General features: G+C 47.5%; 15 protein-coding genes. 7 read left to right on the top strand and 8 right to left on the bottom strand.

Going from position 1 to position 16,822, the window contains the following annotated elements; genetic code table 11:
* Positions 1-56 precede the first annotated feature (56 nt).
* Genes ilvG through ilvA form a run of 5 tightly spaced genes read left to right on the top strand, consistent with a single transcriptional unit; the run spans position 57 to position 6,356 of the window.
* The gene (gene ilvG / locus FKN16_RS21375) at positions 57-1,703 is read left to right on the top strand and encodes an acetolactate synthase 2 catalytic subunit (protein ID WP_005394061.1); all 1,647 of its coding nucleotides are present in this window, start codon (positions 57-59) and stop codon (positions 1,701-1,703) included.
* Positions 1,704-1,714: 11 nt separating this feature from the next.
* The gene (gene ilvM, locus FKN16_RS21370; RefSeq protein ID WP_005378958.1) at positions 1,715-1,999 is read left to right on the top strand and encodes an acetolactate synthase 2 small subunit; all 285 of its coding nucleotides are present in this window, start codon (positions 1,715-1,717) and stop codon (positions 1,997-1,999) included.
* Positions 2,000-2,011: 12 nt separating this feature from the next.
* The gene (gene ilvE / locus FKN16_RS21365; protein ID WP_005378953.1) at positions 2,012-2,950 is read left to right on the top strand and encodes a branched-chain-amino-acid transaminase; all 939 of its coding nucleotides are present in this window, start codon (positions 2,012-2,014) and stop codon (positions 2,948-2,950) included.
* A gap of 14 nt (positions 2,951-2,964) precedes the next feature.
* Entirely contained in the window at positions 2,965-4,806 is a 1,842-nt protein-coding gene (ilvD, locus tag FKN16_RS21360; RefSeq protein ID WP_005394064.1) for a dihydroxy-acid dehydratase, read from the top strand.
* Positions 4,807-4,808: 2 nt separating this feature from the next.
* Positions 4,809-6,356 carry a threonine ammonia-lyase, biosynthetic gene (gene ilvA / locus FKN16_RS21355; protein WP_104971093.1) on the top strand — a complete coding sequence of 516 codons (1,548 nt, stop codon included), beginning with the start codon at positions 4,809-4,811 and terminating at the stop codon, positions 6,354-6,356.
* 55 nt (positions 6,357-6,411) lie between these two features.
* On the opposite strand, the gene punR is transcribed toward ilvA, so the two are convergent.
* Positions 6,412-7,314 carry a DNA-binding transcriptional activator PunR gene (gene punR / locus FKN16_RS21350; RefSeq protein WP_170903496.1) on the bottom strand — a complete coding sequence of 301 codons (903 nt, stop codon included), beginning with the start codon at positions 7,312-7,314 and terminating at the stop codon, positions 6,412-6,414.
* A 152-nt stretch (positions 7,315-7,466) separates the two neighbouring features.
* On the opposite strand from punR, the gene punC reads away from it, so the two are divergent.
* On the top strand, positions 7,467-8,672 hold the full coding sequence (gene punC / locus FKN16_RS21345) for a purine nucleoside transporter PunC (protein ID WP_031780373.1): 1,206 nt from the start codon (positions 7,467-7,469) through the stop codon (positions 8,670-8,672).
* A 45-nt stretch (positions 8,673-8,717) separates the two neighbouring features.
* Here punC and FKN16_RS21340 read toward each other — a convergent pair whose 3' ends face one another.
* A complete protein-coding gene (locus FKN16_RS21340) occupies positions 8,718-9,494 on the bottom strand; it encodes a transporter substrate-binding domain-containing protein (RefSeq protein ID WP_170903495.1) in 777 nt (258 codons plus the stop codon).
* A 115-nt stretch (positions 9,495-9,609) separates the two neighbouring features.
* On the opposite strand from FKN16_RS21340, the gene FKN16_RS21335 reads away from it, so the two are divergent.
* Complete coding sequence (locus FKN16_RS21335; RefSeq protein ID WP_031780374.1) at positions 9,610-10,350, top strand: amino acid ABC transporter permease; 741 nt, start codon at positions 9,610-9,612, stop codon at positions 10,348-10,350.
* Positions 10,351-10,431: 81 nt separating this feature from the next.
* Here FKN16_RS21335 and glmU read toward each other — a convergent pair whose 3' ends face one another.
* The 6 genes from glmU to atpH all read right to left on the bottom strand — a co-directional run bounded on the left by glmU (position 10,432) and on the right by atpH (position 16,822).
* Positions 10,432-11,793: a bifunctional UDP-N-acetylglucosamine diphosphorylase/glucosamine-1-phosphate N-acetyltransferase GlmU gene (glmU, locus tag FKN16_RS21330; RefSeq protein WP_005394079.1), complete on the bottom strand. Its 1,362-nt coding sequence runs from the start codon at positions 11,791-11,793 to the stop codon at positions 10,432-10,434.
* 149 nt (positions 11,794-11,942) lie between these two features.
* Positions 11,943-12,365, bottom strand: coding sequence for a F0F1 ATP synthase subunit epsilon (locus FKN16_RS21325; protein WP_005378937.1), 423 nt, complete (start codon positions 12,363-12,365; stop codon positions 11,943-11,945).
* An 18-nt stretch (positions 12,366-12,383) separates the two neighbouring features.
* Complete coding sequence (gene atpD, locus FKN16_RS21320) at positions 12,384-13,787, bottom strand: F0F1 ATP synthase subunit beta (RefSeq protein ID WP_005383849.1); 1,404 nt, start codon at positions 13,785-13,787, stop codon at positions 12,384-12,386.
* A 35-nt stretch (positions 13,788-13,822) separates the two neighbouring features.
* Positions 13,823-14,689, bottom strand: coding sequence for a F0F1 ATP synthase subunit gamma (gene atpG / locus FKN16_RS21315; protein WP_005394082.1), 867 nt, complete (start codon positions 14,687-14,689; stop codon positions 13,823-13,825).
* A 44-nt stretch (positions 14,690-14,733) separates the two neighbouring features.
* On the bottom strand, positions 14,734-16,275 hold the full coding sequence (gene atpA / locus FKN16_RS21310) for a F0F1 ATP synthase subunit alpha (protein WP_005394084.1): 1,542 nt from the start codon (positions 16,273-16,275) through the stop codon (positions 14,734-14,736).
* Between the two features lie 13 nt (positions 16,276-16,288).
* Positions 16,289-16,822, bottom strand: coding sequence for a F0F1 ATP synthase subunit delta (atpH, locus tag FKN16_RS21305; protein WP_005394085.1), 534 nt, complete (start codon positions 16,820-16,822; stop codon positions 16,289-16,291).

The following is a 16,822-nucleotide window of genomic DNA, read 5'->3' as shown; positions in this document are numbered from 1 at the left end:
AAGTGCAATAAATATGGCAATCGCTACGAGCCACAACGTAGCAAAGGAGGTTTACGATGACTGGTGCACAACTTGTCGTAGCCGCTTTAAGACAGCAAGGCATCGAAACCGTTTTTGGCTACCCTGGCGGGGCCATCATGCCAATCTACGATGCTTTGTATGACGGAGGGGTGGAGCACATCCTATGCCGTCATGAGCAAGGGGCTGCCATGGCCGCCATCGGTATGGCTCGTTCCACTCAAGACGTTGCCGTGTGCATGGCAACTTCCGGCCCAGGGGCCACTAACCTTGTTACCGGCCTTGCCGACGCTTTCCTTGACTCCGTACCTCTAGTTGCCATCACCGGCCAGGTTGCTAGCTCTCATATCGGTACCGATGCATTCCAAGAAATGGATGTGATCGGAATGTCCCTAGCCTGTACTAAGCACAGCTATCTCGTGACCGAAATTGAAGACCTAGCGCCAACGCTAGCCGAAGCGTTTGAAGTGGCCAAAACGGGTCGTCCGGGTCCAGTCATTGTCGATATCGCCAAAGACGTTCAACTGGCTCAAACCCCAACAGATCTACTGCCTCCATATGTAGCGCCTGCAATCGAAGATGTCAGCGCTGAAGATATCAAACGTGCGCAAGATGTACTGGCAGCATCAACTCGCCCAGTGTTGTATGTTGGTGGTGGCGTGCAACTCGCGAAAGCAACCGATGCAGTACGCGAATTCCTTCGCTTAAACCCAATGCCAGCAGTTAGCACACTAAAAGGCCTCGGTACCATTGAACGCCATGACCCTCACTATCTTGGTATGTTGGGCATGCACGGCACCAAAGCCGCTAACCTAGTGGTTCAAGAAGCCGATCTATTGATCGTGGTTGGCGCGCGCTTTGATGACCGTGTGACGGGTAAGCTCGACACGTTTGCACCAAATGCGAAAGTGATTCACATCGACATTGATGCTGCGGAGATTCATAAACTGCGCCACGCCAACGCACCATTGCGTGGCGACATCAACACCATTCTTCCTCAGCTAGAGCTGACTCAAGATATCTCACCGTGGGTACATCACAGTGAAAGTCTGCGCAGCGGCTTTAAGTGGCGTTACGACCACCCGGGCGAGTTAATCTACGCACCGCTATTGCTTAAACAACTGTCAGACATGATGCCAGACAGCTCAATTGTCTCGACTGATGTCGGTCAGCACCAGATGTGGGCAGCGCAACATATCCAGCCACGCGAACCACAAAATTTCATCACTTCTGCTGGCCTTGGCACCATGGGCTTTGGCTTGCCAGCAGCGATGGGTGCAGCAGTCGCACGTCCTGATGATCAGTCTATCCTTATTACAGGTGACGGTTCATTTATGATGAACGTGCAGGAATTGGGCACGCTGAAGCGTCGTCAGATTCCAGTGAAGATTGTCCTTCTTAATAACCAACGTCTTGGCATGGTTCGCCAATGGCAATCGCTGTTTTTCGACGGTCGCCACAGTGAAACCATTCTTGATGACAACCCAGATTTCGTGATGCTAGCAAAAGCGTTCGATATCCCGGGCAAGACCATCACCAAGAAAGAAGAAGTGGAGCCAGCGCTGAAAGAGATGCTAGCGAGTGAAACTTCTTACATGCTTCACGTTTTGATTGATGAAGAAGAAAACGTGTGGCCATTGGTGCCACCTGGCGCATCAAACAGTGATATGTTGGAAAATACATAGGAGACAATCGCATGGACAGATATTTACTCGACATCAAAGCCGATGACAAACCGGTACTGTTGGAGCGCGTTCTACGTGTGATTCGTCACCGAGGCTTCGTGATCAAACAAGTCGCTGCTACGCAAAACCATGAAAGTAAAGTAGCCAGCGTCGAGATCATCGTCGACAGCGATCGACCAATCTCGTTTTTGATCAATCAAATAGAGAAGTTGTGGGACGTTCGTAAGGTTGAGGTGCTAAAAATCCGCAACGATGAACTGCCAAATCACAACTTACAACAACACGTAAGTGCATAAGGAAGGCAACAAATGGCAACGAAAACTGCAGATTTCATTTGGTTTAATGGTGAGATGGTTCCATGGGCAGAGGCGAACGTTCACGTTCTGACTCACGCAATGCACTATGGTACATCCGTGTTTGAAGGCGTGCGCTGTTACAACACACCAAAAGGCCCAATTGTCTTCCGTCACCGTGAGCATGCACAACGTCTAAAAGATTCTGCCAAGATTTACCGCTTTCCGATACCTTTCTCTGTAGAAGAAATCATGGAAGCGACCCGCGAAACACTGCGCCAAAACAAACTCGACAGCGCTTACATTCGTCCATTGGGTTTTGTCGGTAATGTTGGCTTAGGCGTATGTCCACCAGTTGGCACTGAGATGGATCTAATCATTGCAGCATTTCCTTGGGGCTCTTACTTAGGCGAAGAAGCGCTAGAAAAAGGTGTCGATGCGATGATTTCAAGCTGGAACCGCGCTGCGCCAAACACCATCCCAACTGCGGCTAAAGCAGGCGGTAACTACCTATCTTCACTACTGGTTGGTGGTGAAGCGCGTCGTCACGGTTACGACGAAGGTATCGCACTGAGCGTTGATGGTTACCTATCAGAAGGGGCTGGCGAAAACATCTTCGTTATCAAAGATGGCGTGATCACCACACCACCAGCAACCAGCGCGATTCTGCCGGGCATTACTCGTGATTCGATAATGACGATTGCACGCGATAAAGGTTATGAAGTGCGTGAAGCCAATATTGCACGTGAAGCGCTTTACCTTGCCGATGAAGTCTTCATGACAGGTACTGCAGCTGAAATTGTGCCAGTGGCAACCATCGACAAAATTGAAGTGGGCACAGGTAAACGCGGCCCAATCACTAAAGAACTACAAGCAGCCTACTTTGGCCTATTTGACGGCACCACGGAAGATAAGTGGGGCTGGTTAGACTATGTGTACCCAGAACAGAAGTAAGAAGGATTTAAGAAATGCCAAAATATAGATCAGCAACCACAACACATGGTCGTAACATGGCGGGTGCACGAGCACTATGGCGTGCAACGGGTGTGAAAGAAGAAGACTTCGGTAAACCAATCATTGCCGTCGTAAACTCGTTTACTCAATTTGTTCCGGGTCACGTACACCTAAAAGACATGGGTCAGCTTGTCGCACGTGAAATCGAAAAAGCCGGCGGCATCGCAAAAGAATTCAACACCATCGCGGTTGATGATGGTATTGCAATGGGTCACGGCGGCATGCTGTACTCACTGCCTTCACGCGAACTTATCGCAGATTCTGTGGAATACATGGTCAACGCGCACTGTGCCGATGCCATGGTATGTATCTCTAACTGTGACAAAATCACTCCGGGAATGTTGATGGCATCTATGCGTCTCAACATCCCGGTTATCTTTGTCTCTGGCGGCCCAATGGAAGCAGGTAAAACCAAGCTTTCTGATCAGATCATCAAACTAGACCTTGTTGATGCAATGATCCAAGGCGCGGATCCAAAAGTATCTGATGAGCAAAGTGAGCAGATCGAACGTAGCGCATGTCCAACGTGTGGATCGTGTTCAGGCATGTTCACGGCAAACTCAATGAACTGTCTAACGGAAGCACTGGGCCTTTCTCAACCAGGTAACGGTTCTATGTTGGCAACGCACGCTGACCGTGAACAGCTGTTCCTTAATGCTGGTCGTCGTATCGTTGAACTGACTCGTCGTTACTACGAGCAAGATGACGAATCCGCGTTGCCACGCAACATCGCAACTTATGATGCCTTCGAAAATGCAATGGCACTGGATATTGCCATGGGTGGTTCAACCAACACCATTTTGCACCTACTGGCAGCGGCACAAGAAGGCGAAGTGGATTTCGATATGGAAGATATCGATCGTCTGTCTCGCCAAGTGCCACACCTATGTAAAGTGGCACCATCCACTCAGAAATATCATATGGAAGACGTACACCGCGCTGGTGGCGTAATGGCGATTCTTGGTGAATTGGATCGTGCTGGTCTACTGCACAATGATGCTCGCACCGTACTGGGTCTTTCAATGAAAGAGCAGTTGGCAAAATACGACATCATCCAAACTGAAGACGAAGAGGTACTTAAGTTCTACCGCGCAGGCCCTGCGGGTATTCGTACCACCCAAGCGTTCTCGCAAGATTGTCGTTGGGATCGCCTTGATGACGACCGTGCAGAAGGTTGTATTCGCGCGAAAGACAACGCCTTCAGCCAAGAAGGTGGCCTAGCCGTTCTATCAGGCAACATCGCATTGGATGGCTGTATCGTGAAGACTGCCGGTGTTGATGAAAGCATTCTTAAGTTTACTGGTCCGGCTGTGGTATTTGAGAGCCAAGAAGATGCGGTGGAAGGCATCTTGGGTGGCAAAGTCAAAGCAGGTGACGTGGTTGTTATCCGTTACGAGGGCCCTAAAGGTGGTCCGGGCATGCAAGAAATGCTTTACCCAACCACTTACCTAAAATCGATGGGCCTTGGTAAAGAATGTGCACTGCTGACTGACGGTCGCTTCTCTGGTGGTACATCAGGACTCTCTATCGGCCATGCTTCTCCTGAAGCCGCTAACGGCGGTGCTATTGGACTGGTGAAACCGGGCGATATGATCGCGATTGATATTCCGAACCGTTCAATTTCACTCGAAGTGTCTGAACAGGAACTTGCAGAGCGCCGTGCAAAACAAGACGAACTTGGCTGGAAACCTGTTGATCGTCAAAGAGAAGTTTCCTTTGCACTTAAAGCGTACGCGAGCATGGCCACCAGTGCTGACAAGGGTGCTGTACGAGACAAGTCGAAGCTAGAGGGCTAGCAATGATGGAATCTCAACCCGAAAAGAAAGTAAATCAAACTGGCGCAGACTATCTGCGCCAAATCCTCCGCGCTCCGGTGTATGAAGTCGCAACAGTAACACCACTGCAAGAAATGCCTCGTTTATCTGCGCGTATTGGTAACAATGTGCAAATCAAGCGCGAAGATCGCCAACCCGTGCACTCATTTAAATTACGCGGTGCGTACAACATGGTGGCAAGCCTAACTGAAGCACAAAAAGCCGCTGGTGTCATCGCTGCATCGGCAGGTAACCACGCTCAAGGCATGGCACTGTCTGGCACTAAGCTGGGCATCAAAACCACTATCGTGATGCCAAAGACCACGCCGGATATCAAAGTCGACGCAGTACGCAGCTTTGGTGGCAATGTGGTACTACACGGCAGCAACTTTGATGAAGCAAAAGCAGAAGCCGAACGTTTGTCAGAGCAATATGGCTATACTTTTGTGCCCCCCTTTGATCACCCACTAGTGATCGCAGGTCAAGGCACCATCGGTATGGAAATGCTGCAGCAAAATGGTCACCTTGATTACATCTTTGTTCCTGTCGGTGGCGGCGGTTTGGCCGCTGGTGTTGCGGTACTCGTGAAGCAGTTAATGCCAGAAATAAAAGTCATTGCTGTAGAGCCGGAAGACTCATCTTGTCTAAAAGCCGCGCTGGATGCAGGTGAACCTGTCGTACTAGACCAAGTCAGCATGTTTGCCGATGGCGTTGCAGTAAAGCGCATTGGTGAAGAGACTTTCCGTCTGTGCCAAAAGTACATTGATGGCCACATTGCGGTGTCTAGTGATGAAATCTGCGCAGCAGTAAAAGACATCTTTGAAGATACCCGAGCGATTGCTGAGCCTTCGGGTGCGCTTGCTCTGGCGGGGCTGAAAAAGTTTGCTGAACAGAACAAGCTGAAAGACAAAAACCTAGGCACGGTACTGTCTGGCGCAAACACCAACTTCCACGGGTTACGCTATGTGTCAGAACGTTGCGAGCTAGGTGAAAAACGTGAAGGTTTATTGGCAGTGACGATCCCTGAACGCCAAGGAGCATTCTTTGAGTTCTGTAACTTGATTGGCGGCCGTGCAGTTACGGAGTTTAACTATCGTTATAACGATGACGAACTCGCTAATATCTTTGTCGGTGTTCGTCTGCAAGGTGGTCAAGAAGAGTTGGAAAACATCATTCACGATCTACGTGAAGGTGGCTATCCGGTAGTTGACCTTTCTGACGATGAAATGGCGAAGCTACACGTTCGCTACATGATCGGCGGGAAGCCATCGAAGCAACTCAAAGAGCGACTCTACAGCTTTGAATTTCCAGAGTACCCTGGTGCCTTACTGAAATTCTTAAGCACGCTTGGTACCCATTGGAATATTAGCTTGTTCAACTACCGTAACCACGGCGCCGACTACGGACGCGTTTTATGTGGTTTCGAGTTAGATGAAGGAGATTTAGCTCAGTTTTCTGCGCATTTACGCGAACTTGGCTATCAATGCAAAGACGAAACAGACAACCCGTCTTACAAGTTCTTCTTGTCATAAAACGCCACACTCCAAACATATCAAATAAAACACCTCGCTATTGCGAGGTGTTTTTTTATGACTGTAACCAATCTTGATGTAGCTGATTAGGCGATCCTAGGTAATCCACCATCCATTGGATCAATTTATGATTATCATCTTTGCGCCAGACCAAGCAACAATGACTGAGTGGCTTATCATCTGGCATCACCTTCTCCACCAGCACACCATCATTGATCACTGGCGTTGCAATATGACGTGGCATGTAACCCACGCCAACTCCATTTTTCAAACATTCAATTGCACTGTACCAGTTGGGTAGTAACAATCGGCGTTGTTGAGGGTAATGGCCAGTATGGCGCTTTGGCAGCACGTTCGAAGTATCATCAAGGCAGATCGCCGGAAATTGACTCACAAACTCTTCAGTAAGCACTTGTTGGCGAACACAGGGATGAGCGGGAGACATTACAAATGCCCAATCCAATACGCCCATGTCTTTGACTTCAAAATCTCCACCAACGGGAACCGCAGACGTGGCTCCAACGACAATATCGGCTCGCCCTTGTGCTATAGCTTCCCAAGAACCATTGAAGACCTCCATATTGATCTGCAATTCAGCAAATTCAAACTCGCGATAAAAATCTTCCACCAGAGGTTTGAGCTTCTCTAACTTCACCACGTTATCTAAGGTCAGCTTTAACGTGCTCTTCCATCCCTGAGCTGCTCGGCGTGTTTGTGCTTTCACCTCTTCCATTTGACGCAGCAAAGAGCGAGCCTCGGCCATAAAAAGTTCACCCGCTGGAGTTAACTCCACTTTCCTCGGTAAGCGTCGAAACAGCACCACATCTAAATCTTGCTCGACCTGCCTTACTCCATAACTGATGGCTGAAGGGACTTTATGCAGCACCTCAGCCGCAGCGGTGAAACTGCCTAAACGGGCAACCGTATCCAGCATTTCCAGAGACGCTTTAGAGAACATGATTTAACCTTTCAAAAAATTTGATTGATAACCAACAATTTTAGCGTTTTATTTTCTTAAAATCGAAAAATAGAATAATAAGGTAAATAAATCAGGATTGGCGCCAACTGATGTTGATTAAAAAATGATTAAATAATTTGACTGGTTGAATCATGAAAATATCAAAACTACAGCTCATTTATCTGGCAGCATTATCGATGCTTGGCTTCGTTGCTACCGATATGTATCTGCCAGCATTCAAAGCGATGGAAATCGACTTTGCAACAGGCCCTGAGCAAATAGCGCTCTCTTTAACAGTATTCCTAGTTGGTATGGCGGTTGGCCAGCTAATGTGGGGATTGGCATCCGATAAATTTGGCCACCGCAATACACTCGCGGCCGGGTTAGTGCTGTTTACTATCGCGTCATTCGGTTTGGCTTTCTGTGACCAAGTATGGCAACTACTGACACTGCGCTTTATCCAAGCTATCGGTGTATGTGCACCAGCCGTGATCTGGCAAGCCATGGTCATTAAACGCTACTCAAGCAGCAGTCAGCAAATTTTCGCAACGATCATGCCGTTAGTCGCGCTATCACCAGCACTAGCACCTCAATTAGGGGTAGTGTTGGCAGATAACTTCGGCTGGCACAGTATCTTTATTACGCTAACACTAGTTGGTGTCTTCTTGGTCTTTGCGACAATGGCCCAAAAAGACGAGAAAGCAGAAATCAAACAAACCAGTATGTCTGCCGATATCAAAGCGCTGCTAAGCTCTAAAAAATACCTTGGCAACGTGTTTATGTTTGCGACGGCTTCGGCTGCATTCTTTGCTTACCTAACTGGTATGCCAGAAATCATGGCGCAACTGGGCTACGAAGCCAAAGACATTGGTCTGAGCTTTATCCCACAAACTATCGCGTTTATGGCTGGTGGTTACTTGGGTAAAGTCGGCGTTCGTAAATTTGGTGATGAAAAAGTTCTACGTCAATTGATTGGACTATTTAGTGTCGCGGCAATAATGATATTCATTGCCTCACAATGGGAACTGTCTTCTATCTGGCCAATTCTAGCGCCTTTCTGTTTAATTGCGGTAGCCAATGGTGCGCTATACCCAATCGTAGTAAACCGCGCGTTGGCAAGTGCTAAGCAAAGCCCTGCAACAGCTGCAGGCCTGCAAAACAGCTTACAAATTACTGTGAGCAGTCTATCAAGCGCATTAGTTGCTGCAATGGCAAGCCAAGCTCAAATGGTAACGGGCGTTGCAATCATAATCTGTATGGGTGGTCTTTGGATGGGTTACATCTTATCTAACCGTGAATTGTCTCAGCACTTCACGACTCCAGACAATGCTCGTGTAGTGAGTGAAGACGAACTTTAATTGTTCAGATAATAAAAAAGAGCCGCGTAATGCGGCTCTTTTTGTTTATAAGCTTTTCAACCCCCACTTCTTGGCAGTCAGCTTGAAAAAGCCTTGGGTCTTTTTCAGCTCAACCCAATGGTTGATGTAATTAATCCATACTTGATCGTCTTGCGGCAACAGCATCGCAATTGGTGTCGGTTTACGCGGAGCGGTCACTGGTACTATCGCTAGTTGTTTAAACTTGTCCACCAACGTCGCTGCTTCCACATTGGACGTCACCGATACATCGGCCCTGCGAGCTAGTAATTCTTGGAAGTCGCGCGCTGGCGCTTCAATCACAATGTGTTGAGCCAGCGGGAAAAACTCTTTCACCATTTTTTCTTGCACCGTTCCTAGTGTCGCCGCGACTTTCACATCAGGCGTATTAAAATCTGCCCAATCAGAGAATTTGGCGAGATCTTTCTTTTGCACAACAGGTACAAAGGCAAGGTAGAAATACGGTTGGCTGTATCCAGCGACTTTCGCGCGCGACATATTCAGGGACGCGCTGCCAGTAATATCGTATTTGTTGGCGGTAATGCCATTGACTAACGTCTTCCAATCCGTGGCTACATACTCTACTTTTACACCGATATCTTTAGCAAGCTCTGTCGTTACGTCGATATCAAAGCCACGATAACTGTTGGTTGCAGGGTCTTTCATCGTCATCGGATTCCAATCTCCCGTCGTTCCAACACGGAGTACACCATTGTCTAAAATGGATTGAAGACGGCTTTCAGCATGAGCAATTTGAGTTGCAGCAAGTAAACACATTCCTAGCGCTAGTAAAATCTTTTTCATTTTTATTCCCTTAAAAATAATGACCTTATACGGTTTAATGATTAACCTTTATTAAAGCTCTATTGATAACATAGCAGCAACAATGGAAGTTTTTTAGTTAATTCAGGGAGTAAATGTGACCTTTCGAACTCTATGGCTGATTTCGCTGCTGTTGCTCACAGGTTGCTCAGATTATCAATGGGGCTGGTATGTACTCGATCCTTCTACGGAGCAAGGACTCACCAATCTGAAGTTTTTAATCGCCGGATTTAGTGACACCATCCAAGTATCACTCCTCAGTATGTTATTTGCGATGACCTTAGGTTTAATCATCGCCCTACCGGCTCTGTCGAACTCTCCCTACTTGAAGTGGATCAACCGCATTTATGTCGAGGTAGTCCGTTCAGTGCCTGTTTTAGTCTTACTACTTTGGGTGTATTACGGCATGCCAACGCTGTTGGATGTCTCACTCAATCACTTTTGGGCGGGTGTTATTGCACTGACCATTGCTGAGAGTGCGTTTATGGCGGAGGTGTTTCGCGGCGGAATCCAAGCCATCAGTCGTGGCCAGCATGAAGCGGCTGAATCTTTGGGCTTAAGCTATTGGCAAAAGATGCGCTTGGTAATTCTTCCTCAAGCGTTTCGGCAAATTCTCCCACCACTGGGCAATCAATTTGTCTACATCCTCAAGATGAGCTCTTTAGTCAGTGTGATTGGTTTAAGCGATCTCACTCGCCGTGCCAATGAGCTAGTGGTGAATGAGTACTTACCCCTAGAGATTTATACCTTTCTCGTTTTGGAGTACTTGTTGCTCATTCTATTCGTATCCCAAGCCGTTCGTTGGCTCGAAAAACGCATCGCCATTCCTAGTTACTAACGATGAAGCCTTTAGCTAGAAACAACAAAGCCGCTCTTGTTGAGCGGCTTTGACAATATATCTACAGAGTGTAGGTACTGCTTATTTCTGTTTTACAGGGCGTTGCCAGCCATTAATTTTGCGCTCTTTGACGCGAGTAATCACTAACTCGCCTTCTTCAACATCTTTTGTCAGCGTCGTGCCTGCACCGATGGTTGCGCCATCAGCGATAGTGACAGGCGCCACCAGCTGACTATCAGAACCGACAAACACATCATTACCGATGATGGTTTTAAACTTGTTCGCACCATCGTAGTTACAAGTAATCGTACCGGCACCGATGTTCGTACGTTGACCGATTTCAGCATCACCAAGGTAAGTTAGGTGGTTCGCTTTTGAGCCTTCTCCGATACGCGCATTTTTAACTTCTACGAAGTTACCCACATGGGAATCGTTACGCATCTCAGCACCAGGACGAAGGCGAGTAAATGGACCAACGGTACATTCTTCACCAACCGTTGCACCTTCAATCACACTGTAAGGGCGAACGATGGTGTTGTCGTCGATTTCGCAATCTTTCAGTACACAGCCAGCACCGATAACCACGTTATCACCGAGTGATACTTTACCTTCAATGATAACATTCACGTCAATTTCACAGTCCATACCGCACTGCAACTCACCACGCAAATCAAAGCGTGCTGGATCGCGTAGCATCACACCTTGCTCTAGTAGCTTCTGAGCTTGCATTGATTGGAAAGCACGCTCTAAACGAGCAAGCTGTGCGCGGTCGTTGACCCCTTCCACCTCAATGGCATTGACTGGGTGTACTGCTTCAACGGCGCGACCTTCATCGTGTGCGGCTGCAATAACGTCAGTTAGGTAGTACTCGCCTTGCGCGTTGTTATTGTTTAAGCCAGACAACCAACGCTTGAGATCCCCACCAGTAGCAACCATGACACCCGTGTTGATCTCTTTAATTTGTTTTTGTTCTTCCGTTGCGTCTTTTTGCTCAACGATCGCAACAACAGGACCATTTTTACGAATAATACGACCATAACCTGTTGGGTTATCAAGCATCACTGTAAGCAGTGCAATACCACCAGTTGGTTGAGCATCCAACAAGTTCTCGATGGTTTCAGCTGAGATTAATGGCACATCACCATAAAGCACGAGGATTTTCTCATCGTCTTCGAAGCGAGGAGATGCTTGGTCAACCGCATGGCCAGTTCCCAACTGATCCGCTTGCAGCACCCAGTTTACTGGCTCTTCAGCAAGAGTGGTTTGCATTTGATCACCACCGTGACCAAATACTAAGTGAATATTTTGTGCACCAAGACCAGTACATGTATCAATCACATGTTTTGCCATTGGCTTCCCTGCCAAAGTGTGTAGCACTTTAGGCATGTTCGAATGCATACGGGTACCTTTACCCGCAGCAAGAATCACTGCACTGAATTTCATTGAGAACCTATTGACGTTTTATGTTAATTGGCCGTTATTTTAAACAGCTCTTTTAAAATAGTTAATGGAGTAAGGTAAATTTCCAACTAAAATTAATCAAAAAGGCGACCATTTGGCCGCCTTTTGTCATGCAACGTTGCTAATTGAGCTTAGCGACGCTTTTTTGTCAGCTCGATAACTCGTAGCTGAGCAATGGCTTTAGCCAGTTCACTGGCCGCTTGTGCGAAGTCCATGTCACCATGCTGATTCTGGATTTGCTCCTCAGCGCGGCGCTTGGCTTCTTCTGCCTTCGCTGCGTCTAGCTCTTCACCACGGATAGCGGTATCAGCCAGTACAGTCGCTGTACCAGGCTGAATCTCTACCATACCACCAGAAACATAAATGATTTCTTCGTGGCCGTGCTGTTTCACAATACGCACCATACCAGGCTTGATAGCGGTCAGCAGCGGTGTGTGACCATGGAAAATACCAAGTTCACCTTCGCTACCGGTCACCTGAAACGTTTCAACACGACCAGAGAAGATTTTCTTCTCAGCGCTTACTACGTCTAGGTGAAAGGTTATTGCTGCCATATCGCCTCCTAGTTAGCCTTATAGCTTCTTCGCATTCTCAATAGCATCGTCGATGCTACCGCAGTACATGAATGCCTGCTCAGGAATGTCGTCGTATTCACCAGCTAGTAGACCTTTAAAGCCACGTAGAGTCTCTTTTAGAGGTACGTAAATACCAGGGTCACCTGTAAATACTTCTGCTACGTGGTAAGGCTGAGTTAGGAAACGCTCAATCTTACGTGCACGAGATACAACTTGCTTATCTTCTTCAGATAGCTCGTCCATACCTAGGATAGCAATGATGTCTTTCAGCTCTTTGTAGCGCTGAAGTGTCTGCTGAACGCCACGAGCAACTTCGTAGTGATCTTGACCAACTACTAGTGGATCAAGCATACGAGATGTTGAATCTAGTGGGTCGATCGCAGGGTATAGACCCATTGCAGCGATGTTACGGTTAAGTACAACCGTTGCATCCAAGTGCGCGAACGTTGTTGCTGGAGACGGGTCAGTCAAGTCATCCGCAGGTACGTATACCGCCTGTACAGACGTGATAGAACCTGATTTCGTTGACGTGATACGCTCCTGAAGTACACCCATCTCTTCTGCAAGAGTTGGCTGGTAACCTACCGCAGAAGGCATACGACCTAGCAGTGCCGATACCTCTGTACCTGCAAGTGTGTAACGGTAGATGTTATCAATGAACAGTAGTACGTCACGACCTTCGTCACGGAAACGTTCTGCCATTGTTAGACCAGTCAGTGCAACACGTAGACGGTTACCTGGTGGCTCGTTCATCTGACCGTAAACCATCGCTACTTTCGATTCTTCAGGCTTCTCAACGTTTACAACGCCCGCTTCCTGCATCTCGTAGTAGAAATCGTTACCTTCACGAGTACGCTCACCAACACCCGCAAATACGGATAGACCTGAGTGCTGTAGTGCGATGTTGTTGATAAGTTCCATCATGTTAACGGTCTTACCTACACCAGCACCACCGAATAGACCGATTTTACCACCCTTAGCGAATGGACAAATTAGGTCGATTACTTTAACGCCCGTTTCTAGAAGTGCGATCTCGTTTGATTGTTCTTCGTAGCTTGGTGCGCTGCGGTGGATAGAGTAAACCTCTTCCGCGCCCACTTCACCACGCTCATCAATCGCGTCACCTAGGACGTTCATGATACGACCTAGAGTTTTAGTACCGACTGGTACTGAAATTGGAGCGCCAGTGTTAACCACTTCAACTCCACGACGTAAACCATCAGAGCTACCCATTACGATACAACGAACTACGCCACCGCCTAGCTGTTGTTGAACTTCAAGAACTAGACGCTCTTTTGAGTCCGTTACGTTTAGAGCGTCATATACACTAGGTACATTGCTCTGTGGGAACTCTACGTCGACTACCGCACCGATGATCTGTACGATCTTACCTGTAGCCATCGTTAATCCTCTAAACTATTTCGTTTTACCTAAGCTTAAACCGCAGCTGCACCACCAACGATTTCCGATAGTTCTTGTGTGATCGCAGCCTGACGGGCTTTGTTGTACACAAGTTCCAAATCGTCAATCAAGTTGGTTGCGTTATCCGTTGCAGCCTTCATCGCAATCATTCGAGCCGCTTGTTCACAAGCAAGGTTCTCAACCACACCTTGGTATACCTGAGACTCTACGTAACGCACTAGTAGTGTATCCAGTAGAGGTTTTGGCTCAGGCTCATAGATGTAGTCCCATGAGTGCTCACGCTGCATCTCTTCGCTGTCCGATTTAGGCAAAGGTAGCAATTGATCGATCGTTGGTTGCTGAACCATAGTATTAACAAACTTGTTGAATACTACGTATAGACGGTCCAGTTCACCTTCATCGTATTTCTTCAGCATTACGCCAACAGAACCGATTAGGTCTTCTAAGCTTGGGTTATCACCCAGGCCAGAAACCTGTGCCGCAACTTTTGCGCCACCATGTTTAAAGAAAGCTGTTGCTTTTGAGCCAACAACGGCAAGCTCAATCTCAGCACCTTTCTCTCTCCATGCTTGCATGTCTGTAACGGCTTTTTTGAACACGTTAATGTTCAAACCACCACACAGACCACGGTCTGTAGAAACGATGATGTAACCAACTCGCTTTGCTTCACGCTCTTCTAGGTACGGATGTCTGTACTCTAGATTTGCGTTAGCCACATGACCGATCACTTTACGCATTGTTTCAGCGTATGGACGAGAAGCTTCCATTGCATCTTGAGAACGACGCATTTTTGAAGCTGCTACCATTTCCATCGCTTTCGTAATTTTCTGCGTGCTTTTAACACTACCGATTTTATTACGTATCTCTTTTGCGCCGGCCATCGTTACTCTCCGTTAGTTGGTGGCAGAAACTGCCACCGACCTAATTACCAAGTTTGGGTTGCTTTGAAGTCGTCAGTCAGTTTCTTCAACTGAGCTTCGATTTCATCGTTGTAAGCGCCAGACTTGTCGATCTCAGCTGCTAGTTCAGCGTATTGACCGCGAGCGTACGATAGTAGAGCCGCCTCGAAATCTAGAACTTTGTTAAGTTCTACATCATCAAGGTAACCGCGCTCTGCCGCGAAGATAGTTAGAGCTTGGTCAAATACAGACATCGGAGCGTACTGCTTCTGCTTCATTAGTTCTGTTACTTTTTGACCATGGTCTAGCTGTTTCTTCGTTGCTTCATCAAGGTCAGAAGAGAACTGAGCAAATGCTGCTAGTTCGCGGTATGCAGCTAGTGCTGTACGGATACCACCTGATAGTTTCTTGATGATTTTCGTCTGAGCTGAACCACCTACACGAGATACTGAGATACCTGGGTCAACCGCTGGACGAACACCGGCGTTGAATAGCTCAGTTTGTAGGAAGATCTGACCATCGGTAATCGAGATTACGTTAGTCGGTACGAATGCTGAAACGTCACCTGCTTGAGTTTCGATGATAGGAAGAGCAGTTAATGAACCAGTCTTACCTTTCACTTCACCGTTAGTGAAACGCTCTACGTACTCTTCGTTTACACGAGCTGCACGCTCTAGTAGACGCGAGTGTAAGTAGAATACGTCACCTGGGAATGCCTCACGGCCTGGTGGACGTTTAAGTAGTAGAGAGATCTGACGGTAAGCTACCGCTTGCTTAGATAGGTCATCGTAAACAATCAGTGCGTCTTCACCGCGATCGCGGAAGTATTCACCCATCGCACAACCTGCGTATGGCGCTAGGTATTGCAGCGCTGCAGATTCAGAAGCTGATGCAACTACAACGATCGTGTTTTGTAGTGCGCCGTGCTCTTCTAGTTTGCGAACTACGTTAGCGATAGTCGATGCTTTCTGACCAATTGCTACGTAGATAGAGAAAATACCAGAGTCTTTCTGGTTGATGATCGCATCGATCGCCAGTGCTGTTTTACCAATCTGACGGTCACCGATAATAAGCTCACGCTGACCACGACCGATTGGGATCATTGAGTCAACTGACTTATAACCAGTTTGCACAGGTTGGTCTACCGATTTACGGTCGATTACACCTGGTGCGATCACTTCTACAGGCGAAGTCATTTTCGCTTCGATTGGACCTTTACCATCGATAGGCTCACCCAGCGTGTTTACTACGCGGCCTAGTAGTTCTGGACCAACTGGCACTTCAAGAATGCGGCCAGTACCTGTAACTTTCATGCCTTCCTTAAGGTCAGCATATGGGCCCATTACAACCGCACCAACCGAGTCACGCTCAAGGTTAAGTGCCAGTGCATAACGGCCACCCGGTAATTCAATCATTTCACCTTGCATCACGTCCGCTAGGCCGTGGATGCGGATGATACCATCGCTTACCGATACGATAGTACCCTCGTTGCGAGCTTCACTAACAACTTCGAAAGATTCGATGCGTTGTTTGATTAGATCGCTAATTTCCGTGGAATTAAGTTGCATGCTCCAATCCCCATTAAGACTGCAATGCATCGCTCAGGCGGTTCAAACGACCACGCGCTGAGTCATCGATGACTAGGTCTCCGGCTCGAATAATAACCCCACCAAGTAGGGTCTCATCTACACTGCAATTCAGCTTCACTTTGCGTTCAAGACGCTTTTCAAGTTTGCTGCCAATGTTTGCAAGTTGCTCATCAGAAAGTTCTGTTGCTGAAATGACTTCAACATCGATTTCTTTCTCATGCTCTTTCTTCAGAGTGTAAAACTCTGTGCAAACATCAGGAAGGGCCGCTAAACGACCATTCTCAGCCATCACCTTCAAAAGGTTTTGACCGTGCGTATCAACTTGTTCGCCGCAAACTGCAACAAAAATCTCTGCCATTTTATCAGCAGAAACCGAACCGGTTAGAAGTTCGTTCATTTGTTCGTTTTTGGCCACTTCAGCAGCAAAAGATAACATTTGGCCCCATTGGTCCAACTGGTCTTTCTCTAAAGCAAAGTCGAAGGCTGCTTTAGCATAGGGGCGTGCGATAGTAGTCAAATCAGACAT

Source organism: Vibrio sp. 11-4(1), assembly GCF_013048625.1.
GTDB lineage: Bacteria > Pseudomonadota > Gammaproteobacteria > Enterobacterales > Vibrionaceae > Vibrio > Vibrio diabolicus.
The sequence above is the reverse complement of the archived record's forward strand: the minus strand, read 5'-3'. Positions and strand labels throughout refer to the sequence as shown.